A 23,245-nucleotide genomic window follows, 5' to 3' on the forward strand; every position below is an offset into this window, starting at 1 on the left:
AGCAGGAGGAAAAATAATGGAGTATATAAAGGATCCTATGGCTATTGAGAAGCGCAGCATGGAAATCATCGCGCCGTATTTGGCCGGGTTTAACTTAGACGAACAGGCTGTAAAGGTTTATTCACGCATCATTCATGCCGCCGGAGACCCGGATTATGCCAATATCATCAAAATTCATCCTCAGGCTATTGAAGCCGGGCTTAACGCGCTTAAAGCCGGATGTGACATCTTTTGTGATGTGGAAATGGTGCGCACCGGCATTAACAAGCGTCGGTTGGCCGAATTTGGCGGGCAGGCTTACTGCTTGGTTGCTGACGAAACAGTGGCTGAGGAAGCAAAGGCGGCTAGGATTACCCGGTCGATGGCGGCTATGCGCAGATTTGGCGCTAAGCTCAACGGGTCAATTGTTGCTATTGGTAATGCGCCGACAGCATTGTTTGAAGTCTTGAAAATGATCAAAGAAGATCATATTAAACCGGCGTTAATTGTGGGTGTACCGGTAGGTTTTGTCGGTGCTGCCGAATCCAAAGAACTGCTACATAACACTTCGCCTGTCCCTTACATTACCGTGTTGGGAAATAAAGGCGGCAGCCCGATTGCGGCGGCTTCTGTCAACGCGGTAATGTACATGCTGGGCCGTTAAAGCAAATATGGCTGTAGAGTTGTCACAGGGCAAAATATATATTTTCACCGGCCCCGGCAAAGGTAAAACGACGGCGGCGCTGGGCTTGGCCGTTCGGGCGGCGGCCAGCGGCACACGGGCGGCCGTGGTTCAGTTTTTGAAAGGCGGCGGCTATACCGGCGAATTGTATAGCGCTACCTATCTTGCACCAAATTTTAGCATTAAGCAGTTTGGCTTCGGCTGCCCGATTGCGGCTGAGATAAAAGCCGGCCAAGCCTTATGCAGCAAATGTGGCCGGTGCTTCAGGGAAAACCGCAATCCGGCCAATAATTATGCGACACAGGCACTAAAATATGCTCAGGATTTGCTGAACGGCAGTGTTGGCGTGCTGATGTTGGATGAAATCAGCCATGCTCTAAAGCATAAACTGATAAGTCTTGACGCTGTTCTAAAGTTGGTAACTACCCGACCGCCGGGTGTAACATTAGTGCTTACCGGCCGCAATATGCCGTTTGAACTTATCGAGTTGGCCCACCAAGCCAGCGAGTGCCGGATAGTAAAACATCCTATTGACAACGGCATCGACGCCAGACGCGGCATTGAGTATTAGGAGGAAAACATGGGCGAAGTAAATATTCCCCGGGTGGTTATTGCCGGGGTTAGCAGCGGGGTTGGCAAAACTACTATTGTTACCGGTCTGCTTGTGGCTTTAGCCGAGCGCGGACTCAAAGTGCAATCATATAAAGTTGGTCCTGACTATATTGACCCGGGCTTTCACCGTCTGGCCAGTGGCAAGAGTGCTCACAACCTTGATACCTGGCTGGTGCCGCCGGAGACTCTGAGCGAAATATTTACTGATACGGCGGCAGGTAATGATATAGCTGTTATTGAAGGTGTTATGGGCTTGTATGACGGCGGGCGTTCCGGTGTCAGCAGCACGGCGGCCGTTGCCAAATTGCTAAAGGCTCCGGTAGTTTTGGTTATTGATGCGAAATCGATGGGTGAGAGTGTTGCTGCCATAGCTTTCGGATTTAAAATGTATGACCCGGAAGTTAATCTGGCCGGAGTTATTGTTAACAGGCTGGGTTCTGAGGGCCACCGCCTGATGGTATGTGAGGCCCTGGACAAGCTGGGGATTCCGGTAATTGGCGCTGTTTCCCGGAATAGTGAGCTTATGATGCCGGAACGGCATCTCGGCCTTACGCCTGTTACCGAGCATGATGCAGCGGCTGCTGTTGCCGGGATGGGACGGCAAGTGCGTGAGCAAGTCGCTATCGATGAATTGCTGGCGCTGGCAAAAACAGCCGAACCGCTTGCCAAACGCCCGGCTCCCGCAAGTAACAGCCGGCAGGTTAAGGTTCGCATCGGCATAGCTCATGACGATGTATTCACCTTTTATTATCCTTCAAGTCTTGATGTTTTGACTGAATACGGCGCTGAGATTGTTCCATTCAGCCCGCTTAAAGATAAAAAATTACCCGCAGTGGACGGAGTAGTCCTGGGTGGAGGTTTTCCCGAAATGTTTGTCCAGGAATTGTCGGCCAATAGATCAATGCGGAAAGATATCCTGGAGGCGGCAAGGCAGGGAATGCCTATGTACGCTGAGTGCGGCGGCTTGATGTATTTGTCGCGGCAGATCGTAGATTTTAATGGCCTGGCCTATGATATGGCGGGCGTTATCCCAGCAGTATGCCAGATGCAGTCCAAACTTGAAACTGTCGGCTATGTGGAAACAACAGCCTTGACTGATAATGTGTTGTGTACCAGCGGGGAAACTTTGCGCGGGCATGAGTTTCATTTCTCCCGGATGATCCCTGATGTACATCCGGAAGAGTTTCCGTGGGGGTTTGAATTTAAGAAAATGCGGACCGGAGTGAAATATCTGGGCGGCTATGCCTGTGGCAGCGTGTTGGCGTCCTATTTACATATGCATTTTGCCGGAAACAGGCCGGCGGCCAGGCGGTTTGTCGAGCGGTGTGTCCGCTATAGGCTCCTGCTTAATGGGGCAGGGAGGTAACGCCATGGCCGGGAAGATAATTTTAGTTACTGGTGGCGCCCGCAGCGGCAAAAGTGTGTTTGCCGAACGGTATGCCGCTCGGGGGGGCCGGAAAGTGGCCTATATTGCCACTGCGCAAATATATGATGACGAGATGAAAGAGCGGGTCGCGTTGCACCGGCAGCGGCGTCCAGCCAATTGGCCGACATTTGAAGCACCCTACAATGCTGAACAGGCGATGGCCCAGGCTGTCCGGTGCGCCGATGCCGTATTGTTTGACTGTCTGACACTGTATACCAGCAACCTGTTACTTGCGCCTGATGCGCCGCCCGACTGGGAAGAACGCCGACGGTTTGTGCTTGACAAAATTGCCAAGCTGCTGGCCAGTGCCCGGCAAGAATGCGCAGATGTAATTTTTGTTACCAATGAAGTTGGCTTAGGGATTGTGCCTGATAACGCGCTGGCACGGGAGTATCGCGATGTGGCCGGACTTATCAACCAGCAGGTGGCGGCATGTGCGGACGAAGTATATCTGGTGGTATGTGGCCTGGCGGTTGAACTAAAGAAACTGGCCGTTAACCTGGGGGAGGGTGATTTTAATGGCTAAAGCAATAATGTTGCAGGGAACAAGTTCTCATGTGGGAAAAAGTATTTTAACTACGGCTTTGTGCCGGATTTTCAAGCAGGACGGCCGGAAAGTAACGCCGTTTAAAGCGCAGAATATGGCGCTTAACTCATATGTGACCAAGACAGGCGGCGAAATGGGCCGCGCTCAGGTAGCCCAGGCCGAGGCCGCCGGTCTTGACCCGGCTGTTGAAATGAATCCGGTATTACTAAAACCGACAGGCAATTCATGTTCGCAAGTAATTGTGATGGGTAAGCCTGTTGGCAACATGTCAGCCAAGGAATATCATGCCGGTTACAGCCTTAAGGCGCTGGACGTAGTAACCGAATGTCTGCAAAAACTGCACCGTGATTTTGATGTAATTGTTATTGAAGGGGCCGGCAGTCCGGCTGAAGTCAATCTCAAAGCCAATGATATTGTCAATATGCGGATTGCCAAACTGGCTCCGGCGCCGGTACTCCTGATTGCCGATATTGACCGGGGCGGCGCGTTAGCTTCCGTGGTTGGTACGCTCGAACTACTCGACCCGGACGAACGCGACTTAGTCAAAGGTATTATTATCAACAAGTTTCGGGGCGATATAAACTTGCTAAAGCCGGCGTTGGATTTTCTTGAAGCTAAGACCGGCAAACCGGTAGTGGGAGTTATTCCTCATCTTGACCGCCTGGGAATTGATGACGAGGACTCAGTGTCGCTTGAAGATAAGCAGAAGGTGGCTCATACCGGAGAAATTGATATTGCGGTGCTGCGGCTTCCCAAAATATCGAACTTTACTGACTTTGACGCCTTGGCCAGCGAGAGTGATGTTCAGGTAAGATATGTCCGCCAGGGTGAAGTAATCGGCAAGCCTGACCTCATTATCCTGCCCGGCAGCAAGAATACTACCGAAGATTTATTATATTTACGGCAAAATGGCTATGAACAGGAACTTATCAAGCTGGTAAAAAGCGGCACACCGGTTATCGGTATTTGCGGCGGATACCAGATGCTGGGTCGGGAAGTCCAGGACCCTGACCATACTGAATCAAACCTTGATAAAGTGGTGGGCTTGGGTCTTATTGACAGTATTACTGTTTTTGCAGCCGATAAAGTTACCCATCAGGCAACGGCAACCGCCCGCAACCATAAGTTTTTAGGCATTAACTATAGCGGCGACAATCTGACCGGTTATGAAATTCACATGGGCCGTACTCAGTTCATGACGCCTGTGAGTCCTGCCTTTACTATTACCACTCGCTCAGGCAATGACGTGAATATGCCGGACGGAGCCGTTTCAGACGACGGACTGGTAATGGGTACATATATGCACGGCATTTTTGATAATGACGGTTATCGCAGGGCTGTGCTTGATGCGCTTAGGGTGCGTAAAGGTCTTGCGCCTTTGGGAGTTACCCAGGATACTCAGGCCCGCAAAGAAGCCGCCTATGACCGGTTGGCTGACGTTGTCCGCCAGAGTATGGATATGGATTTGGTCTACCGGATTATGAATGGATTTGACGGTAGGTAGGCATGGAAGAATATTTGGTGTTAGGCGCAGTGGTCATTGACCGCATAGTTGGCGACCCGCGTTCATCACTGCACCCGGTAGTTGTTGTCGGTAATTATATTGCCTGGCTGGAAGGGCGCCTTTTGGATGCCAAACATTCGCCAAGGCGCAAGAAACTGGCAGGAGCGGCGTTGGCTGCTATTGTGCTGTCAACAGTATTCACCATATCCTGGACGGCACTGGCGGCATTACAGGCTGTTCATCCTTGGGCGGCTTATATTGGCGGGGCGCTATTACTGTCATTTGCTATTTCGCCACGCAGCTTGGCTGAGGCCGGGCGCGAGATTGCCGGCTATCTTAATACCGGCAATATGGAACAGGCCAGGTATAAGGTGGGGTGGATTGTCGGGCGTGATACCGCCAACCTTGATACTGCCGAGGTTACCCGGGCAACTGTTGAGACGGTGGCTGAAAATATTGTTGACGGTATTATATCGCCGTTGTTTTATGCCGTGATCGGCGGTGTGCCGTTGGCATGCCTATACCGGGCAGTGAACACGCTGGACTCAATGGTTGGCTATAAAAATGAAAAATACCGGGATTTCGGTATGGTAGCCGCCCGGGTTGATGATGTATTCAACTATATCCCTGCCAGAATTACCGGCCTGTTAATCGTTATTGCCGCCTTGCTGCTTGGACGTGACGCCGGCGGTGCGTTAGCGGCAATCAGGCGGGATGCTGCCAAACACCCCAGTCCTAACAGCGGTATTACCGAGGCTGGTGTAGCCGGAGCATTGGGCGTTAGACTGGGTGGCCTCAATTATTACGGTGGCGTGGCATCTTTCCGGGCGCATATGGGGGATGACAAAGTCCAGCTCAGTCCTATTCATATTGAACAGACCATTCAGATCATGTATCTGGTTACCACACTTTTTATTGCAGCGGCATTTATGTATAAATGGCTGTTATTGCAGCCTTAATCTAAAGGTAACAGGTGTAATTATGAAGGATTTTTTTACCGGATTGCAGTTTCTTACCCGCATTCGGGTTATCAAGCAAACCGAATGGTCTCCCGAAAGCTTTGGACGCAGCGTAAAATACTTTACGCTGATTGGGACCGTTATTGGTCTGATTCTGGCCGGACTTAATTATGTACTGAGTCAGTTTTTTCCGCAGCATGTGTTGGCTGCCATCATCGTCGTGGCTGAGATCGTACTGACAGGCGGTTTGCACTGTGACGGCCTCATGGATACTGCCGATGGCGTGTTCTCAGGGCGGTCCCGGGAACGGATGCTGGAAATTATGAAAGATAGCCGGGTGGGCGCTAACGGTGTGGTAGCCTTTGGTATACTGCTATTGCTTAAGTACTCGCTTATTGTTGATATGACACCAACCATGCTGCCTGCTGCGCTGGTTGTTATGCCGGTAGCAGGTCGCATGGCTATGGTTATTAGTATTACATCTTTCCCTTATGCACGGCCTGACGGCATGGGCAAAGCTTTTGCTCAATACGCCGGCCGCACTACCCTGGTGATTGCTGCTGTTATTGCCCTCTTAATTGTTGCTTCGCTTGGAATTCAGGCGTCAGTCAGTGCCGGTGCGGCCGTCCTGATGGGGGTATTGGCTGCCCGCTATTTGACTAATGTTCTGGGGGGGCTAACCGGTGATACCTATGGCGCAGTTACTGAATTGACAGAACTGGCAGCATTGCTAATATTTGTTATTTAAAAATCACGATTTGTCTGTTTTGGACAATCTTCAGACAGTAAACTGAAAGGTAGACTGCCATATGACAATAAAGGTAAAAGCGCCTGGCTCATGCGGTGAACTGGTGCAGGGCACAATAAATGGGGTTAACTTTTTAATTACCTGCCCTATTGATTGGTATTCCGAGGTCTCAGTGATCCATGCCGGGGGTATGACGCTTACAAAACCCAAAACAGCGGCGGCTGTTGCGAAAACATTCGAATATCTAAATGTTTTGGGGAACTTTGGTTTAGCCGTGGAATCCGATTTGCCTGTAGGCAAAGGCATGGCTTCCAGCAGTGCAGACATTAGCGCCGCCTGCCAAGCGGTAGCGGTGGCAGCAACAGGCAAACGGTTGTCTTGTGATGAAATTGCCGATATTGCCTTACAAATTGAACCGACTGACGGTATTTTTTATCCGGGAATTATCATGATTGACCATGTGCGCGGCAAAATCCGCCGGCAACTAGGAGCGCCGCCGCCGATAAATATCCTGGTATTTGATGTTGGCGGTCAAGTAGACACATTGGCGTTTAACAGACGTGAAGATCTGGCGCGCCTAAACCAAGCAAAAGAACCGCAAATAGCTAACGCTGTCGAGCTGGTAGTAAAAGGTCTTCAGACCGGAGATGCCCGGCTGATTGGTCAGGGAGCTACGCTGAGCGCCATAGCCAATCAACCAATATTATATAAACCCTGCCTTGACATGGTGATAAATATCAGTAGGGATTTCGGGGCGGTAGGCGTTTGTGTTGCCCATAGCGGCACGGTGCTGGGCATAATGTTCAGTGCGGCGGCTGCATCTGGTCAGGAAGCTTGCCTTAAGGAGATATACAGAACCTGCCCGGAAGTTGCTTATTTACGAACTGTGCAGCTTATTGCCGGCGGACTTATAATAACAGGAGATGATGGCAGTGAGCGCTGATAGCCAGGTTGATAATTTTATTCACGGCGGTAATGTGCATGCCTGGGCGCGGGAGCATGGGGGCTCTTTGACAAGTATACTTGACTACAGCGCCAATATTAATCCGCTTGGTTTGGCTGACAGTGTGCGGGAGGCCATAACCCAGGCTATGGATCATGTTATTCATTATCCGGATGCCCGGGCGGTGGCGTTAAAAGCAGCTATAAGCAATTATTATCAGGTGGATGTTGAGCAAATTACCGCCGGTAATGGCGCTGTCGAATTACTCTATGTGCTGACTAACACCCTGAGGCCTAAACGGGTGCTTATTCCGGCGCCTGCTTTTAGCGAATATGAACGGGCGGCCAGAGCAGCGGGTGCTGAGATTGAATACGCGTATTTATTACCAGAAAATAATTTCGCCGTTGACGTAAGCTTAATTACCCGCCGTTTTAACGCTGTCGACATGGTGTTTATCGGCAATCCCAATAATCCGACCGGCACACTGCTAACAAATAGGCAACTTGAGTGTGTACTGGCGGAGGCGCGCAAAACCGGGGTAATGGTCGTTGTTGATGAGTCTTTTATGGACTTTATTGTTGGTGACCAGGCGTATACTTGCCGGCCGCTGCTCAAACAATATAATAATCTGGTAGTGCTGCATTCTCTTACCAAGTTTTATGCTATTCCCGGGCTTAGATTGGGATTTGCTCTTTGTGCTCCTGAATTGGCCGATAGGCTGCATGCTGCTAAAGATCCGTGGAATGTTAATTTGCTGGCGCAAGCTGCCGGAGTGGCGGCTTTAGCTGATAAAGAGTATCAGCTAAGAGGCCGTGAATTAATAAATCTGGAGAAAAATTTGTTGTACGCCAGCTTAAAAACTCTGCCTGGATTAAAACCATTTTCGCCGTCGGTTAACTATATATTAATAGATATTAGCGGGACTGGACGCACCGCAGGGATGTTGCGGCAGCAATTAGGACAACATAACATTTTGATTCGCGACTGCGGCAACTATCCCGGACTTTCCCCTTATTACATGCGGGTAGCTGTCAAGCTGCCGGGACAAAACAAGATCCTGCTTAATGTGTTGGATCAGGTATTGAGGTGAATCTATGACCAGACTGATATTAGTGCGCCACGGTGAAACATTATGGAATTTGGAACGAAAATACCAGGGACATAGCGATATTGCTTTGACAGATAAGGGACTGCGGCAAGCTAAATTGGTGGCAGAACGTCTTAACGGGGAAAAGGTGGATGCCGTCTATGCCAGTGACTTGTCCCGCGCTCTTAAGACGGCCGAATGTATTGCCGCCAGGCATAACCTGACAGTAAATGTTGTACCTGAACTCAGGGAAATAAAGTTTGGCGAGTGGGAAGGTCTTAATTATGAACAAATAACTGAGCGCTGGCCGGGTTTGCTGGGCAAACTGTGGTCCACTCCTGATGAAATACAAATCCCCGGCGGTGAGACTTTCCATCAGTTGAAAGAGCGGGCTTACACCGCCATCAAAAAGATCGTGGATACTCATCCGGGGCAAACAGTAGTGGTGGTAGCTCATGGTGGTACTATTGGAACCATTTTGTGTGCTATGCTTGACATTCATTTGAACCATGTGTGGAGTATCAGGCAAGATAATACGGCTGTTAATATCATTGATTATTATGATGGCCGGCCAGTAATAAATCTGATCAACTGCGTCCGTCATTTAGTGGATTAACCGACCTTAGAAGATATTTTAGCGGCGACAAGTTCAAGACTTGCCGCCGCTAATTACAAATAGAAAAACTTATCCGAATGATTTACTGCAATGGTTACCTATAGGAGGTACACGTGAACCGTAATTTACTAACAATGGCAATTGGTTTTGCCGCCGGTATTCTGAGTGGGCTTATTGGTATTGGCGGCGCCATTTTAATGGTCCCTGGTATGATATATTTTCTTGGCATCTCTCAACATATGGCTCAGGCTACGTCCTTGGCTGTTATTATTCCTGGCGCTGTCGTCAGCGCCGTCGTGTATTACAGCTACGGGCAATTAAACATTCATTTATCTCTGTTATTTGCTGTAGGTGGTGTTGTGGGGGCGTATATAGGCTCAAGCATTATGCCGCTGATAAAACCAGATGTGCTTAGAAAAATTTTTGCCGCTGTTGCGATGGCCATGGCGATAAAAATGGGGGTATCATAATGCTGACAGGTGTGATTATTGGTCTAGTGACCGGAGTTTTAAGCGGGTTGCTGGGGATTGGCGGCGGTGGTGTTTTGGTGGCGCTGTCTGTGACTTTTCTGGCCCTTACTCAGCATGCTGCCCAGGCTGCTGCCATTGTTGCCACTATTCCCACAGCCTTGGTTGGTGTAATAAATTTGCACCGCAAGCGGTTGGTCAATTATCAGGTAGCTGGTTATTTGGCTATTGGCGTAGCGGCCGGCGGGATGGTGGGGGCCTATCTGGCCAATATTATTCCCGAGGCGGCACTGCGTAAAGTATTCAGCGTATTTTTTGCCATAACCAGTATTCAACTATTTTGGTCGTCGCGCGGGAATAAAAATCGCCAAAAAACAAATAAGTCAAATAATTAACGACTACGTGCGGTCAAGGTTGAAACTGAATTATTCGGATAGTTTCAGGCTAATGCTAAAAAATCGCTGTTTTTTGACTAATTTCCACCCTTGAGCTAATCGCGCCGGCGTGATATCATACATAATGTCAAACGACGGTAATGCCTGAGGTGCGCGTCAACCTTTTTTATGTTTAACCGACTCATTTACTTGGGGAGTTTGAAGTTATGCGGCTGTCAAGCCTCCTTAGAGTGGAAGGCAAAAGCATAAATATAAAACGCCCACCTGCTGGGAAGCGGGTGTGAACATATAAGGGAACGGTACCATGGGCTTACGTAATGTTGTTACTAGCACTCTTTTTCGTGGCGAAAAGGAGTGCTTTTAATTTTCTCAAGGCAAATCCAATTTTGTCAAAATATGCCGAGCATGTTATAATATATAAAACTGGTCAAGAGAGGGAGATAATTTGAAAAAAGCGATTATCGAAATGGATAAAGGTAAAGTTGTTATTGAATTGTTTGAAAAGGATGCACCCAAGACGGTAGCTAACTTTGAGAAGCTTATTAACGAAGGTTTTTATGATGGCCTCAAGTTTCACCGGGTGATTAAAGGCTTTGTTGCTCAGGGCGGCTGTCCGCACGGTACCGGCACCGGTGGCCCCGGGTATACCATTCCGTGTGAGACTAAAGGCAACCCCAATAAGCACGAGCGGGGGGCGGTGTCCATGGCTCATCGCGGCCCTAATACCGGCGGCAGCCAGTTCTTCATCGTATATGAGCCCCAGCCGCATTTAGACGGCGTACATACGGTATTCGGCAGGGTAATTGAAGGTATGGACGTAGTTGACCAAATTAACCAGGGCGATGTAATGAATAAAGTGACTGTTGTTGAGGAATGATTTAACGGTCGGCGTAGTAAAATGACGGTAGGGAGGATGCTCTATGAATAATGTCGCCGCCATGCTCCAAATGAAAAACTGGGCAGTCGTGGGAGCTACCAACAACACCGACAAGTTCGGCTACAAAATTTTTAAAGCCCTGAAAGAAGCAGGGTATAATGTTTATCCGGTCAACCCTGGTATCAATGAGATATTGGGTGAAAAATGTTATTCTGCGCTCAAGGACATTCCGGTTAAACCTGATGTTGTAAATGTTGTGGTGCCGCCCAGAGTCGGCGAGCAAATTATGAATAACTGCGCCGAATTGGGCATAAAAAACGTCTGGCTGCAACCGGGGGCTAATGCTGCAACCGTGGTAGAACTGGCAAAAAATCTTGGTCTTAATGTGGTTGATCAGAATTGTGTATTGGTTGAACTCCGCAACCACAAGTAGATAAACATCTTAATTATTAAGAAAAGGGGGACTGTCAGATATGGCAACTGTAGTCAATGCCAATGAGAACAATTTCCAGGAGGAAGTGCTTAATGCCGGTAAGCCGGTACTTGTAGATTTTTGGGCACCGTGGTGTGGCTATTGTACCCGGTTGGCGCCGATAATGGAAGAACTGGTACAGGAAATGGGCGACAAAATTCAGGTTGCAAAAGTCAATGTGGATGAGAATCGTTCATTGGCGCAAAAATATGGTGTTATGAGTTTGCCTACCATGATTGTCTTCAAAAACGGTGAGCAGGTTGAGAAAATGATGGGTTATATGCCTAAAGCTAACATTGTTGCTAAACTGGAAAAATTAATATAAACTTTATCCCGGCCTTTACGGCCGGGAATTTTATTTGGCGCTCACCGGTATATCTCCGCAAACCTTGGCATAGGAAATACCATAGATTACTAAAACAAGCGGGGGATATTAGTGGTGCGGAATCGAGCGGCAAAAGTAGTCTTAGTAGGTTCACCAAATGTTGGCAAAAGTGCAATATTCAATTATTTGACAGGTAATTATGTTGCCGTGTCTAATTATCCAGGCACTACGGTTGATATCTCCACAGGCAGTTTTAAGCATTGTGGCCGCCGGTTTGAGGTTATCGATACGCCGGGAATGTATTCATTAATTCCGCTTACAGATGAAGAAAAGGTTACTAGACTTTTGTTGAGTGGTCAGACGCCTGATGTTGTTGTTCATGTTATTGACGCTAAAAACTTGCGACGCATGCTTAATATGACAATTCAGCTTATTGATGCCGGGTTACCTGTCATACTCAATTTGAACATGATAGATGAGGCGCAAAATTTAGGAATGTTGATTGACATCGCCCTACTGGAAAACTTGCTTGGCATTCCGGTTATCGCCACTTCAGCTGTGAGTAAGACCGGCATGGAAATCTTAAAAAAGACTATTAGCCAATATACGCCGGTAAAGATAAGGGCTTTCAAATTAAGCGATGAGATTGAGCAGTCTATCGCCAGGATAAGCAGCAGGTTAACAGGCGCGTATGGCCTAAATAATCGAATTACAGCCATACTGTTATTGCAGGGCGATAATATGGCGCTTGATATTGCCCGGACCGAAGCGGGATGGGCGGACATAGCCGCTGAGATGAGACGATTATCGTCAGGTAAAGACAGCCTGAACTCTATTGTAGCGGCAGAAAGGCAGGCTATTATCGATAAATTTGTTGCCAGGGTTGTCAAATATGCCGCACCTGAGCGCAAGCGGTTGAAAACAGTAGGGAGTTGGCTGGGAAGAGTGACCAGAGAGCCGCTCACTGGGGTGCCGATTTTAGGTTTTGTACTATATTTCGGATTGTACAAATTTGTAGGAAATTTTGGTGCCGGCTATTTGGTCGACTATATTAATAACAGCGTGTTCGTGCCAGTTATCAACCCGGTGATCGAATTATTGGTCATCACCTATATTCCCTGGGAATGGTTACGGTCACTGCTGGCAGGAGAATACGGTATTTTTACTATGGGGTTCCGTTATGCGATAGCCATTATTCTGCCTATTGTTGGGACGTTTTTTCTGGCTTTTGCTGTGCTTGAAGATACCGGTTATTTGCCACGGCTGGCTATGCTGGTAGACTCGATTTTCAGATACTTTGGGCTTAACGGGCGGGCTGTTATTCCCTTGACGCTCGGTCTGGGGTGCGGGAGTATGGCCGTAATGGTTACCCGTACACTTGAGACTCGGCGTGAACGTCTGTTGACGACGTTTCTGTTGTCTTTGACCATACCCTGTTCTGCCCAACTGGGTGTTGTGTTGGCCTTGCTATCACATAATGCGGTCGCAGTTGCTGTATGGAGCTTATTTATGCTCACGGTGTTTGTTATCACAGGATGGTTTAGCGCTAAACTTGTGCCGGGCGGCCGGAGTGCGTTTTATATGGAGATACCACCATTACGACTACCGCTTGCCGGTAATGTAGTAAAAAAAGCATATACACGAATGGCTTGGTACTTTATGGAGATATTGCCGGTATTCCTGATCACTAGTGTTGTATTATGGGCAGGCGACCGAAGCGGTGTTTTGGATAAAATGATTAAATATGTCCAGCCTGCTATGGCCCTTATCGGATTGCCGCAAGAAACCGCTCAGGCTTTTTTATTGGGGTTTTTCCGGCGCGATTACGGTGCCGCCGGACTGTACGATTTGGCGGTTGCCGGGAAACTGTCTGATGCCCAGCTCGTGGTTGCGGCAGTAGCGTTAACCTTATTTGTTCCCTGCGTTGCCCAATTTGCCGTCATGGTTAAAGAACGGGGGATAATTACCGCGTGGGTTATGGTAGCACTCATCAGTATAATTGCGTTTGGTTCGGCATTTGTGATGCATAATGTCCTTAAATTGCTAGTACTTTAGTGTGTAGGAGGATTTGTATGGCACAACGGCCTGTTACTATGCTGGAAGCGGGTGAAAGAGCTAAAATTGTGGCGATAAAAGGTCAAGATGCCAGAAGTCTACGGAAACTTACGGTATTTGGGTTGTTGCCTGGTATGGAGATTGAGGTAATGCAAACTTTTCCCGTTTATGTGCTCAGAATTGATAATACGCAACTGGCGCTTGATCGTGAAGCAGCATCCGGCATTATGGTTATTAAAGTATTGAAGTCTAAGGGAAAATAGAAAAAACAGGGCATTATTGCCCTGTTTAATCAATTATTCGTTTACTGCTTTGTTTAAGTCGGCAACCAGCGCGGCTACGTCAATACCGTGGGCGGCAGCGCCTTGTTCGATGTTTTCGAAACGGGCAGCGGCGCAACCTAAGCAGCCCATACCGTAGTTGCGGAAGATTTGAACAGTCTGGGGATATTTTTGGACAACATCGACGATGCTCATTTCTTTGGTAATAGTCATGATCTGACGGCCTCCTTATGTTGAATGGAATATGTTGGTAAGCTTATTAATTATATCATACTTGACTAATGCTTGTCATGACTTTATTATGAATTTAGAAGAAATGTCACATGATGCTATTATTATCATCTGCTTTGTAATTTTTATTCGAAATTTGACGACATTTAGGAGTTCAAATGGGAAAATGGGCCTTTTCGATTGGGCCAGTTAATTTTAGCTGGTTTGGAATTATTTTGGCGACAGCTATTTTGGCAGCTTTTTCCATAAGTTGGTGGCAAGTCCGGCTACGAAACGAAAACTCTGATATCCTGCTGGATTTGACGTTATACAATATTCCAATGGGAATAATTGCTGCCAGGCTTTACTATGTTTGGATCAACTGGCAATTATATGTCGACGATCCAAGTGAAATTCCAAAGATTTGGCATGGCGGTTTAGCTATCCACGGAGCCCTCATTGGCATCATCCTGACCACCTTAATATATTCACGGATTTACAAGATATCTTTTTGGTATTGGGCAGATATTGTGGCTCCGGGAGTTATTTTTGGTCAGGCTATTGGTCAATGGGGTAATTTTGTGAATCAGGATGCGTTCGGCTATCCGACTGATGCTCCTTGGGGAATATATATTGATTATGCTTACCGGCCGCCGAGTTATGAACAGTTTGATTTTTTTCATCCGATTTTTTTATACCAATCTCTTTGGGATTTATTGGTGTTTGTCATACTTATCGCAATGAGCTGGTGGATGATTAAAAAACCCGGCAAACTGGCACATGGCAGCCTGTTTTTGATGTATATTATTCTTTATTCAGCAGGCCGCTTAGTAATTGAAAGCTTTCGCATTGACAGTGAAATGATTGGAAGCTGTCGTATAGCGCAAGTTATCAGCGGAATTGCCATAGTTTGGGCTGGGGTGTTTTTGTCTCAGCGTTATCATAAAATATTACATTGGTTCAAGCCTGATATAAGGAGGAAAGGTAGTGGCCCGCATTAGTCGGCGTCAGGGATGTTTTCTTGTTCTTGGCCTTATTTTTCTACTTATTTTATCATCATCAGTAGTAAGCACCACAGCTGTGGTAGCTGGACGCAATATGAACCGCGCCGCAAGCGTATCACTTGCTGATATTCCTGTATTGAATTACCATAAAATTGATTCTTTTTATCATTCTTTGTCAATACCGCCGGAAGAATTTGAGGAGCAAATGGCTTATCTTCATGAAAACGGATTTCATACCATTACGCCAGACGATCTTATGTCTTATCTTAATCATGGCAAACAATTACCGGAAAAACCTATTTTAATTACGTTTGACGATGGCTATCAGGATAATTATACCAATGCTTATCCTATCATGAAAAAATACGGTTTTACTGCTACTATTTTTCTTGTTACCAGTCTGGTAGGTCATGATGGGCGGTTTATGACTTGGGATCAGGTGCGGCAAATGAAGAAAGACGGCTTTATTTTCGGTTCCCATACAGTATCTCATGCGCCATTAACCAAGCTGACACGGGAGCAAGTTATGGATGAACTAGTGAATTCCCGCAAAGAAATTGAGCATCAATTGGGAACCCGTCCCCGGTATTTTGCCTATCCTACCGGTGCCTATAACCGGCAGATTGAAGAAATGGTAAAACAGGCGGGTTATAAGGCTGCATTCACCATTCGTTATGGTCAGGCCGGTACTGAGAGTAATCCGTATGCGCTTGAGCGCATTCCCATCTTCAGGGGGCCGCATACTTTCCGCAGTTTTTATATCAGGCTTAATGCTGCGCCTGTGCTGGAACGTTTCGGGCTAATAAGAAATTAAGTATAAATTTATCCAAAGACCCAGTGTTCTAAGCTCCTATTTTCTATAAGTAAAAGTTAAGTGGCTAAGTCCTTCTTTATAGGACTTTGGTCTCCATTTATTGGATTTTTTTATAATCCTGCAAATTTTAGGCAGGATTTTTTTTATTGGCCCAGAATACACTAAAAAGTGGTTGAATGTGGTGTAAAGTGGTGTGAATTTCTGCATGGTGGTGATAAACAGCCGTGTTTATGGGTGAGTACTTGCATACCATCGACAATAAAGGCCGGCTGATTCTCCCTGCCAAGTTCCGCGAGGAATTGGGTGAAACTTTTATTGCCACCAAAGGTCTTGACAATTGCCTATTTGTATATACCCGCAGCGAGTGGGCCATCCTAGAAGAAAAATTAAAGAAACTACCGTTAGCCAAGCCTGAAGCCAGAGCTTTTGTCCGTTTTTTCTTTTCTGGTGCGGCTGAATTGGAATGTGACAAACAGGGCAGGGTATTATTACCGCAGAATCTCCGCGAATATGCGCGGCTTGATAAAGATATCATTGTAATTGGCGTGTCGACCCGTATTGAGATTTGGGACAAGGCGGCATGGGACGAGTATAATCAGAATGTTAGTCCCACAGTTGCCAAAATTGCTGAAAACTTGGCTGATTTGGGCATTTAATATTTAATGTTTAACCAAAGTGAGTGGTTAATGGTGCAAGGAATAGAATTTGAACATACCAGTGTACTGCTGAATGAGAGTGTAGCAGGCGTTTTTACCAATCCGCAAGGTATCTATGTGGATTGCACCTTGGGCGGTGGTGGTCATTCAGCGCGGTTGGCTGAATTGTTAGCGCCGTCAGGGTGGTTGATTGGCATTGACCAGGACCCGGCGGCTATTAACGCCGGTAAGCAACGTCTGGCTGGTGCTGCCTGCCGGGTAAGCATTGTTCAGGATAATTTTCAAAATTTAGATTCGGTGCTGGAACGATTAGCAGTTGAGGTAGTTGACGGTATTTTATTTGATTTGGGTGTTTCGTCCCATCAGCTTGATGTTGCCGAACGGGGTTTTTCTTATATGCAGGATGCGCCGCTGGATATGCGGATGAACCCTGAGGCTGACTTTTCCGCTTATGATGTTGTTAACACCTATGACGAGCGACATTTGGCCGATATTATTGCCAATTACGGCGAGGAACGCTGGGCTAAACGTATTGCCCGTTTTATTGTCGAATACAGGGCAAAAGAAAATATTGAGACCACAAGCCAACTGGTAGATATCATCAAGCGAGCCATTCCCGCCGGAGCGCGTCGTGACGGGCCGCATCCAGCCAAGCGGACCTTCCAGGCTATTCGAATTGAGGTCAATAATGAACTGGGGATTTTACGGAATACGTTTATAACAGCGGTAGATAGATTGAAATCAGGAGGGCGCATGGGAATAATAACGTTCCACTCGCTGGAGGACCGGATTGCCAAACAGACACTGCAAGAGCTGGCTAAAGCATGTGTATGTCCCCCGCAACTGCCGGTATGTGTCTGCAATACCAAACCTAAAGTAAAGTTGGTCGGCAAGCCGGTTGTACCGTCGTCTGTTGAACTTGCGCACAACCCGCGTGCTCGCAGCGCCAAACTGCGGATTGCTGAAAAGTTATAATATATTGTTCTAAATTATGGGGAGGAACAATAAAAATGTTAGTACATAAAAAACAGGAATTGTATGTTTATGAACAAGAGGCCGCTTCACCTGCGCCCAGACCTGTACAAAAGGTTGATAAACGACTGCGCGTAAAGTGTTTGACCCTGGTAGCCATAGCTATTCTAATGGCTGCGGTAATAACGATACAGCGCGCCGCTATCGTTCAAGCCGGCTATGATTTGGTAAAACTCAAAGGTCAAGTAGCAAAAATCGAAAAAGAAAATGAGCTGTTGCGTCTTGATATTGCCAAACTTAAATCACCGCAGCGCATTGAAGAAATTGCCACCAAAGAGTTGGGAATGGTAGTCCCCAAAAATGCTTATTATGCATCGGCAGTTATGTCTGCGAGTAATGAGGATCAGCCGGTAGCAGCTACCAATGCCGGCATTACCGAAAAGATTCTGAGTGCAATCAAAGTTAACAAGGCGGAGGCGAGCAAAGGGCGGTAATTTAGACGATGGGGGAGATAAATGAGTGGCATCTGTTTCACATGTTACCATCAGGAAGAGGGTAGCTTTCCTTTTCCTTGTGATATCGGTAATTATGATAGGCTTGATTGGTCGCTTACTATATCTCCAGTTCTACAAAAGCGCCTGGCTGTCGGAAAATGCTGTTGACCAACGCATTCGTGAGATTCCGGTGGAAGCCAAACGAGGCATTATTTATGATCGGCACGGCCGGGAACTTGCGGTCAGTGTTAGCACTGAATCTGTGTACGCGATACCTGCCGAAATACGGAACCTAGAAGAAACAGCAGCCAAACTGGCTGCTATTTTGGCGTTAGATGAAAACAATCTTAAAAACAAGTTGAAAAAACGTCAAGCATTTACTTGGATAAAACGCAAGATTGACAGCGAAACAGCGCGGCAGGTCCAGTTGATTAATCTTCCTGGCATTGGTTTGACGCAAGAAAGCCAACGCTATTATCCGCATGACAATCTGGCGGCTCATATTCTGGGATTCAATGGCATTGACAGTCAGGGCCTGGATGGCGTCGAAATGACATTTGACAGTTACTTAAAGGGACGCTCAGGCAGCATTGTTGTCGAATACGATGCCAAAGGCCGGGAAATTCCTTATGCTTCTCATCGCTTTGTTTCACCTGTTGAAGGTAATAATATCTACCTGACAATTGATTTGGTTATTCAGCAAATTGTCGAGCGTGAGCTTGACCGGGTAATGAAAGAGACTCAGGCTAAAGCTGCCACCATAATTGCTATTGATCCGCGCGATGGCGGTATTCTGGCATTGGCGAACAGGCCGGATTATAACCCGAACAAATTCAGTGAGTTTTCACCAAAATTGTGGCGCAATATTGCTGTTTCTAATGCATATGAACCGGGGTCTACTTTTAAAATCATTACTACTTCGGCTGTTATGTCTGAGCACATTGTCAAACCTGACGAAAGATTTTTTGACCCTGGTGAGGTTGAAGTGCAAGGCCGCAATATTCACTGCTGGAAACATGGTGGTCATGGCAGTCAGACTTTTACGGAGGTAGTCCAAAATTCTTGCAATGTTGGTTTTGTCAATGTTGGGCTGCGTTTGGGACGCGAGCCATTCTATCAATATATAGATGCTTTCGGTTTTGGCCGGCAAACCGGTATTGATTTGCCGGGAGAAGCCAAAGGAATTATGATTGACCGCCCTAAAGCCACACCGATTAATATAGCGACCATGTCTATCGGCCAGAGTATAGCCGTTACTCCTATGCAACTGGTGACAGCCGTTGCTGCCGTGGCTAATGACGGCCAACTCCTGCGGCCGCAAATTGTGCGGGAAGTTAAGGATAAATCAGGGCAGGTTGTCAGGGCTTTCCAGCCTGATGTTGTCAGACAAGTGATTGATCCTGCGATAGCCAGACAGGTAAAGGAAATATTAGAATCGGTAGTATCGCAGGGAACTGGCAAGAATGCTTATATAGAAGGATTCAAGATAGCCGGGAAAACCGGAACAGCGCAAAAAGTCGGGGCAGGCGGATATTTGCCGGATAAATATGTAGCGTCATTTGTAGGTTTTGCGCCTGCTGACAATCCGCAGGTGGCAATGCTGGTTGTTATTGATGAACCTGTTGGATTGTATTATGGCGGGCAAATTGCCGCACCTGTGTTTGGGGCCGTTATGAAAGATGTGTTGCAGTATCTAAAAGTCAGCCCGGCGCCGGCTGGTTCTGCCAAAAATGGTGATTCGGAAGGTCATGTGCAGGTGCCCAGTGTTATTAACTTGAGTGTCCCTGAAGCTATGAAAGAACTGGAAAAAGCGGGATTGATGCCGCGTATCGAGGAATCAGGCGACAGGGTGGCCGACCAAATCCCCAAACCTGGCAGCCGTATGCCAATTGGCGGTGGTGTGTTGTTATATACCATGACGCCGCGTTATGCGGCAGGTGAAGTTACTGTACCTGACTTAACCGGCCGCACACCACGGGAGGCCTCAGATATGCTGGCGCAACTGGGCCTGGTAATCAACCCGGTTGGGGCCGGCGGCAAAGTCGCTAAACAAGACCCGCTGCCTGGCAGTAAAGTATTGTCGGGAACAAGTGTTTCTATCTATTTTGAATAAACGCGTTAAATTTAACAATTCTGGTAAAAATATAAACCGAGATTGTTGATTTCTGAACAGTCTCAAGTACAAAAATATAATTTTTTCGCAGTTGGGCAGGAGGAAGGATTTATGGCCAAGAATTTACAACAATTAGCGGCATTGCTGCCGCATGCCAAAATACGGGGATTGCTTGATAAAACCGTAGTATCTGTGGCCCATGACTCTCGCAAGGTAGTTCCCGGTACATTGTTTATTTGTCTTGCCGGTGCTCATGTTGACGGACACGATTTTGCCGCTGACGCTGTCCGGCAGGGAGCAGTGGCTGTGCTGGTGGAAAAAGATGTCCCGCAATTGGCAGGCCAGGATGTCACAGTCATTAGTGTTGCTGATACCAGGGCGGCTATGCAGGCCGTTGTGCCATTTTTCTTCGACTACCCAGGGCAAAAGCTGAGGATGATTGGCGTGACAGGTACTAATGGTAAGACGACTACTACTTATTTAATAAGAAGTATTTTGCGGCAAGCTGGCTACAAAGTCGGCCTGATTGGAACCATCCAGACGCTTATTGACAATACCGCGTTGCCGGTAAAAAATACTACGCCTGACGTTATTGAGTTGCAAAGTACGTTGGCTGAAATGGTTAAGAGCGGTATGGAATATGCAGTTATGGAAGTTTCTTCCCATGCTTTGGCGTTAAACCGGGTGGCAGGCTGTGAATTTGACGTTGGTGTGTTTACTAACATGACACAAGACCATCTGGATTTTCACCAAACCTTTAATAATTACATCGATGCTAAAGCGGAATTATTTCGGTCCTTGGGCCGGACCGGTAACAAGAAAACCGGTAAGACAGCGATAATTAATCTGGATGACAGTGCTGGGTCAATAATGCTTAATAATACTACCTGCCCGGTTATCAGCTATGGTATTAATACCACAGCTGATTTAACAGCAGATCATATTAATGTTGAAGCGGCAGGTGCCGGCTTTACTGTTAACGGACCGTTTGGGGCCATAGATCTTAAGCTTACTATTACCGGCATGTTTAATATCTATAACGTGCTGGCGGCGGTTGGAGCCGCTCTGGCTGAAAAAGTCGGCCCGGCAGTAATTAAACAAGCGCTTGAGAGTTTTACCAGTGTGCCGGGACGCTTCGAATTAGTGCAGGCCGGCCAGCCGTTTACCGTTATTGTCGATTATGCTCATACGCCTGACGGGCTGGAAAATGTGCTTAAAACAGCCAAACAATTTGCCAAAAGCAAAATTATCGTAGTATTTGGTTGCGGCGGCGACCGTGACCGCACTAAGCGTCCTATTATGGGTAAACTGGCTGTGCAGTATGGCGATATGGTATTGGCTACGTCTGATAATCCCCGGAGTGAAGATCCTGAGAAAATACTGGCCGATATTGAAGTTGGCATTAAGGAAGGATTGGCTGCATGCTGCTCTGATAAAAGCTATGAAATCATTCCTGACCGTCGCCAGGCCATTACTAAAGCTGTCAAACTGGCCGGGCCGCAGGATGTAGTGCTTATTGCCGGTAAAGGTCATGAAACATATCAAGTTCTAAAAGACAGGACGATTGATTTTGATGACCGGCAAGTGGCGCGTGAGGTCATCAAGGAGATGAGAAAATATGGCTGATTTTACCTTAACCGAGACACTAAAGGCTACCGGTGGCCGAGTTGTTGGTACGGCTGGCAGTAAACTGTTCCGTGGTATCTCTACTGATACCAGGACTGTTGAGCCGGGCAATTTATTTATTGCTTTAGTGGGCGAGCGTTTCGACGGACATGATTTCACCATGCAAGCTGCCGAAAAGGGTGCGGCCGGGGTGGTTGTCAGCAGACCGGTATGTGTGCCGGAACAGGTTGCGGTAATAGAAGTCGGGAACACCTTGGGTGCATTACAGGCTTTAGCCAGATTTCACCGTATGCGCTATCATATTCCGGTAATAGCCGTAACTGGTTCCAACGGCAAAACAACAACCAAAGACATGTTGGCTGCTGTGTTATCCAGCCGGTTTAAGGTGCTTAAGACTGAAGCAAACTTTAATAATGAAATTGGGTTGCCGCTGACACTATTAAAGCTTGAACCCGGCCATGAAGTTGCTGTAGTTGAAATGGGCATGCGGGCCAGGGGCGAAATCCGCGAACTGGCTGAAATCGCGCTGCCCACAGTCGGTGTGGTTACCAATGTGGGCGAGACTCATATTGAGATTCTAGGATCGATTGCCAATATTGCTGTTGCTAAGTCTGAACTTGTTGAAGCCATAGGCCAGGATGGCTTGGTAGTTCTAAATGCTGACGACCCAAATGTGCGGGCCATGCAAAGTAAGACCCAGGGGCGGGTAGTGTTGTACGGCCTGGAACCCGGTGCATTTGTCCGGGCTGAGAACATCAGCACTGAGACAGAGGGTGAACTTACGACCCAATTTGATTGCCATAGTCCACGCGGTTCATTTCCGGTAATTTTACATGCGGTAGGTATACATAATGTTTACAATGCGCTGGCAGCTATTGCGGTAGGATGGGAGTTAGGGCTAAAGCCCAGTCAGATTAAAGAGGGTATTAGCCGTTTTGTTCCTGGCGCAATGCGGCTGGAGGTAAAGAAATACGGCGAATATACCGTTATTAATGATGTATATAATGCCAGCCCGCTGTCGATGGCTGCTGCACTTAATACGCTGGCGGAGATTGCCAAAGGGAGAAAGGTTGCCGTGCTGGGTGACATGCTGGAACTTGGTGAAGCTGCGCTTGAAGCTCACCGGCGCATAGGGCGGCAAGTGGCCGAGCAAGGGGTTGAAATTATACTGACCGTTGGCGAACTGGCGAAAAATATTGCCGTTGCTGCCCGCGAGCATGGCGTTAAAACAGCACAAGCCTTTGCCGGGCATCAGGAGGCCATTAAAGCGCTGCATGACCTGCTGAAGCCTGGTGATTATATTTTGATCAAAGGTTCCCGCGGCATGAGGATGGAAAATATATTGTCAGTATTTCAAGACGAATCGCGATAGCGATTCAAT

General features: G+C 47.4%; 26 protein-coding genes and 1 other RNA gene. 26 read left to right on the top strand and 1 reads right to left on the bottom strand.

Features of this window, described 5'->3' with window-relative positions; all coding sequences use genetic code 11:
* Positions 1-16: 16 nt before the first annotated feature.
* The 18 genes from SCACP_RS07625 (at position 17) to SCACP_RS07710 (ending at position 13,957) form a co-directional block, all read left to right on the top strand.
* Complete coding sequence (locus SCACP_RS07625; protein WP_425060747.1) at positions 17-643, top strand: precorrin-8X methylmutase; 627 nt, start codon at positions 17-19, stop codon at positions 641-643.
* A gap of 7 nt (positions 644-650) precedes the next feature.
* Entirely contained in the window at positions 651-1,232 is a 582-nt protein-coding gene (locus SCACP_RS07630; RefSeq protein WP_425060748.1) for a cob(I)yrinic acid a,c-diamide adenosyltransferase, read from the top strand.
* 9 nt (positions 1,233-1,241) lie between these two features.
* Positions 1,242-2,639, top strand: a complete 1,398-nt coding sequence (locus SCACP_RS07635) for a cobyrinate a,c-diamide synthase (protein ID WP_425060749.1) — start codon at positions 1,242-1,244, stop codon at positions 2,637-2,639.
* Positions 2,640-2,643: 4 nt separating this feature from the next.
* Positions 2,644-3,225, top strand: a complete 582-nt coding sequence (gene cobU / locus SCACP_RS07640) for a bifunctional adenosylcobinamide kinase/adenosylcobinamide-phosphate guanylyltransferase (RefSeq protein WP_425060750.1) — start codon at positions 2,644-2,646, stop codon at positions 3,223-3,225.
* Entirely contained in the window at positions 3,218-4,750 is a 1,533-nt protein-coding gene (locus SCACP_RS07645) for a cobyric acid synthase (RefSeq protein WP_425060751.1), read from the top strand. Before cobU ends, SCACP_RS07645 begins: the two co-directional genes overlap by 8 nt.
* Before the next feature lie 2 nt (positions 4,751-4,752).
* Positions 4,753-5,709, top strand: a complete 957-nt coding sequence (gene cbiB / locus SCACP_RS07650; RefSeq protein ID WP_425060752.1) for an adenosylcobinamide-phosphate synthase CbiB — start codon at positions 4,753-4,755, stop codon at positions 5,707-5,709.
* 22 nt (positions 5,710-5,731) lie between these two features.
* Positions 5,732-6,457 carry an adenosylcobinamide-GDP ribazoletransferase gene (cobS, locus tag SCACP_RS07655; protein ID WP_425060753.1) on the top strand — a complete coding sequence of 242 codons (726 nt, stop codon included), beginning with the start codon at positions 5,732-5,734 and terminating at the stop codon, positions 6,455-6,457.
* Positions 6,458-6,518: 61 nt separating this feature from the next.
* Complete coding sequence (locus SCACP_RS07660; protein ID WP_425060754.1) at positions 6,519-7,400, top strand: GHMP kinase; 882 nt, start codon at positions 6,519-6,521, stop codon at positions 7,398-7,400.
* On the top strand, positions 7,390-8,490 hold the full coding sequence (gene cobD, locus SCACP_RS07665) for a threonine-phosphate decarboxylase CobD (RefSeq protein WP_425060755.1): 1,101 nt from the start codon (positions 7,390-7,392) through the stop codon (positions 8,488-8,490). Before SCACP_RS07660 ends, cobD begins: the two co-directional genes overlap by 11 nt.
* A 4-nt stretch (positions 8,491-8,494) precedes the next feature.
* Positions 8,495-9,103 (top strand): alpha-ribazole phosphatase, encoded by a 609-nt coding sequence (gene cobC / locus SCACP_RS07670; protein ID WP_425060756.1) that lies wholly within the window; start codon positions 8,495-8,497, stop codon positions 9,101-9,103.
* Between the two features lie 113 nt (positions 9,104-9,216).
* A complete protein-coding gene (locus SCACP_RS07675; RefSeq protein WP_425060757.1) occupies positions 9,217-9,573 on the top strand; it encodes a sulfite exporter TauE/SafE family protein in 357 nt (118 codons plus the stop codon).
* Positions 9,573-9,965, top strand: coding sequence for a TSUP family transporter (locus SCACP_RS07680; protein WP_425060758.1), 393 nt, complete (start codon positions 9,573-9,575; stop codon positions 9,963-9,965). Before SCACP_RS07675 ends, SCACP_RS07680 begins: the two co-directional genes overlap by 1 nt.
* Positions 9,966-10,103: 138 nt before the next feature.
* Positions 10,104-10,280, top strand: a non-coding RNA gene (ssrS, locus tag SCACP_RS07685) — 6S RNA.
* A 130-nt stretch (positions 10,281-10,410) separates the two neighbouring features.
* Positions 10,411-10,842 carry a peptidylprolyl isomerase gene (locus tag SCACP_RS07690; protein WP_425060759.1) on the top strand — a complete coding sequence of 144 codons (432 nt, stop codon included), beginning with the start codon at positions 10,411-10,413 and terminating at the stop codon, positions 10,840-10,842.
* Between the two features lie 43 nt (positions 10,843-10,885).
* A complete protein-coding gene (locus SCACP_RS07695) occupies positions 10,886-11,275 on the top strand; it encodes a CoA-binding protein (RefSeq protein WP_425060760.1) in 390 nt (129 codons plus the stop codon).
* A gap of 40 nt (positions 11,276-11,315) precedes the next feature.
* A complete protein-coding gene (gene trxA / locus SCACP_RS07700; RefSeq protein WP_425060761.1) occupies positions 11,316-11,639 on the top strand; it encodes a thioredoxin in 324 nt (107 codons plus the stop codon).
* A 111-nt stretch (positions 11,640-11,750) separates the two neighbouring features.
* Entirely contained in the window at positions 11,751-13,694 is a 1,944-nt protein-coding gene (gene feoB / locus SCACP_RS07705; RefSeq protein WP_425060762.1) for a ferrous iron transport protein B, read from the top strand.
* A gap of 17 nt (positions 13,695-13,711) precedes the next feature.
* A complete protein-coding gene (locus SCACP_RS07710) occupies positions 13,712-13,957 on the top strand; it encodes a FeoA family protein (RefSeq protein WP_425060763.1) in 246 nt (81 codons plus the stop codon).
* Positions 13,958-13,990: 33 nt separating this feature from the next.
* Here the strand turns inward: SCACP_RS07710 and SCACP_RS07715 are convergent, their stop codons facing one another.
* The gene (locus SCACP_RS07715) at positions 13,991-14,188 is read right to left on the bottom strand and encodes a DUF1858 domain-containing protein (protein WP_425060764.1); all 198 of its coding nucleotides are present in this window, start codon (positions 14,186-14,188) and stop codon (positions 13,991-13,993) included.
* Between the two features lie 176 nt (positions 14,189-14,364).
* On the opposite strand from SCACP_RS07715, the gene lgt reads away from it, so the two are divergent.
* From lgt to SCACP_RS07755, 8 genes are all read left to right on the top strand, one after another.
* On the top strand, positions 14,365-15,186 hold the full coding sequence (gene lgt / locus SCACP_RS07720; protein ID WP_425060765.1) for a prolipoprotein diacylglyceryl transferase: 822 nt from the start codon (positions 14,365-14,367) through the stop codon (positions 15,184-15,186).
* A complete protein-coding gene (locus tag SCACP_RS07725; protein ID WP_425060766.1) occupies positions 15,173-16,003 on the top strand; it encodes a polysaccharide deacetylase family protein in 831 nt (276 codons plus the stop codon). Before lgt ends, SCACP_RS07725 begins: the two co-directional genes overlap by 14 nt.
* 224 nt (positions 16,004-16,227) lie before the next feature.
* Positions 16,228-16,659, top strand: coding sequence for a division/cell wall cluster transcriptional repressor MraZ (gene mraZ / locus SCACP_RS07730; RefSeq protein WP_425060767.1), 432 nt, complete (start codon positions 16,228-16,230; stop codon positions 16,657-16,659).
* Between the two features lie 42 nt (positions 16,660-16,701).
* Positions 16,702-17,634 (top strand): 16S rRNA (cytosine(1402)-N(4))-methyltransferase RsmH, encoded by a 933-nt coding sequence (gene rsmH, locus SCACP_RS07735; protein WP_425061351.1) that lies wholly within the window; start codon positions 16,702-16,704, stop codon positions 17,632-17,634.
* A 35-nt stretch (positions 17,635-17,669) separates the two neighbouring features.
* Positions 17,670-18,125 carry a cell division protein FtsL gene (gene ftsL / locus SCACP_RS07740; RefSeq protein ID WP_425060768.1) on the top strand — a complete coding sequence of 152 codons (456 nt, stop codon included), beginning with the start codon at positions 17,670-17,672 and terminating at the stop codon, positions 18,123-18,125.
* A gap of 25 nt (positions 18,126-18,150) precedes the next feature.
* Positions 18,151-20,238 (top strand): stage V sporulation protein D, encoded by a 2,088-nt coding sequence (locus tag SCACP_RS07745; RefSeq protein ID WP_425060769.1) that lies wholly within the window; start codon positions 18,151-18,153, stop codon positions 20,236-20,238.
* A 111-nt stretch (positions 20,239-20,349) separates the two neighbouring features.
* Positions 20,350-21,864 carry a UDP-N-acetylmuramoyl-L-alanyl-D-glutamate--2,6-diaminopimelate ligase gene (locus SCACP_RS07750; RefSeq protein WP_425060770.1) on the top strand — a complete coding sequence of 505 codons (1,515 nt, stop codon included), beginning with the start codon at positions 20,350-20,352 and terminating at the stop codon, positions 21,862-21,864.
* Positions 21,857-23,236 carry a UDP-N-acetylmuramoyl-tripeptide--D-alanyl-D-alanine ligase gene (locus SCACP_RS07755; protein WP_425060771.1) on the top strand — a complete coding sequence of 460 codons (1,380 nt, stop codon included), beginning with the start codon at positions 21,857-21,859 and terminating at the stop codon, positions 23,234-23,236. Before SCACP_RS07750 ends, SCACP_RS07755 begins: the two co-directional genes overlap by 8 nt.
* The last annotated feature ends 9 nt before the right edge of the window (positions 23,237-23,245 follow it).

The organism is Sporomusaceae bacterium ACPt (genome assembly GCA_041428575.1).
In the GTDB taxonomy this organism is placed as follows: Bacteria; Bacillota; Negativicutes; order Sporomusales; family Sporomusaceae; genus Sporomusa_D; species Sporomusa_D carbonis.

Excerpts from the sequence above, each read along its gene's own strand:
- SCACP_RS07625 (WP_425060747.1), top strand. The coding sequence starts at position 17 with ATGGAGTATATAAAGGATCCTATGGCTATTGAGAAGCGCAGCATGGAA.
- SCACP_RS07630 (WP_425060748.1), top strand. The coding sequence starts at position 651 with ATGGCTGTAGAGTTGTCACAGGGCAAAATATATATTTTCACCGGCCCC.
- SCACP_RS07635 (WP_425060749.1), top strand. The coding sequence starts at position 1,242 with ATGGGCGAAGTAAATATTCCCCGGGTGGTTATTGCCGGGGTTAGCAGC.
- cobU (WP_425060750.1), top strand. The coding sequence starts at position 2,644 with ATGGCCGGGAAGATAATTTTAGTTACTGGTGGCGCCCGCAGCGGCAAA.
- SCACP_RS07645 (WP_425060751.1), top strand. The coding sequence starts at position 3,218 with ATGGCTAAAGCAATAATGTTGCAGGGAACAAGTTCTCATGTGGGAAAA.
- cbiB (WP_425060752.1), top strand. The coding sequence starts at position 4,753 with ATGGAAGAATATTTGGTGTTAGGCGCAGTGGTCATTGACCGCATAGTT.
- cobS (WP_425060753.1), top strand. The coding sequence starts at position 5,732 with ATGAAGGATTTTTTTACCGGATTGCAGTTTCTTACCCGCATTCGGGTT.
- SCACP_RS07660 (WP_425060754.1), top strand. The coding sequence starts at position 6,519 with ATGACAATAAAGGTAAAAGCGCCTGGCTCATGCGGTGAACTGGTGCAG.
- cobC (WP_425060756.1), top strand. The coding sequence starts at position 8,495 with ATGACCAGACTGATATTAGTGCGCCACGGTGAAACATTATGGAATTTG.
- SCACP_RS07680 (WP_425060758.1), top strand. The coding sequence starts at position 9,573 with ATGCTGACAGGTGTGATTATTGGTCTAGTGACCGGAGTTTTAAGCGGG.
- SCACP_RS07695 (WP_425060760.1), top strand. The coding sequence starts at position 10,886 with ATGAATAATGTCGCCGCCATGCTCCAAATGAAAAACTGGGCAGTCGTG.
- trxA (WP_425060761.1), top strand. The coding sequence starts at position 11,316 with ATGGCAACTGTAGTCAATGCCAATGAGAACAATTTCCAGGAGGAAGTG.
- SCACP_RS07710 (WP_425060763.1), top strand. The coding sequence starts at position 13,712 with ATGGCACAACGGCCTGTTACTATGCTGGAAGCGGGTGAAAGAGCTAAA.
- SCACP_RS07715 (WP_425060764.1), bottom strand. The coding sequence starts at position 14,188 with ATGACTATTACCAAAGAAATGAGCATCGTCGATGTTGTCCAAAAATAT.
- lgt (WP_425060765.1), top strand. The coding sequence starts at position 14,365 with ATGGGAAAATGGGCCTTTTCGATTGGGCCAGTTAATTTTAGCTGGTTT.
- ftsL (WP_425060768.1), top strand. The coding sequence starts at position 17,670 with ATGTTAGTACATAAAAAACAGGAATTGTATGTTTATGAACAAGAGGCC.
- SCACP_RS07750 (WP_425060770.1), top strand. The coding sequence starts at position 20,350 with ATGGCCAAGAATTTACAACAATTAGCGGCATTGCTGCCGCATGCCAAA.
- SCACP_RS07755 (WP_425060771.1), top strand. The coding sequence starts at position 21,857 with ATGGCTGATTTTACCTTAACCGAGACACTAAAGGCTACCGGTGGCCGA.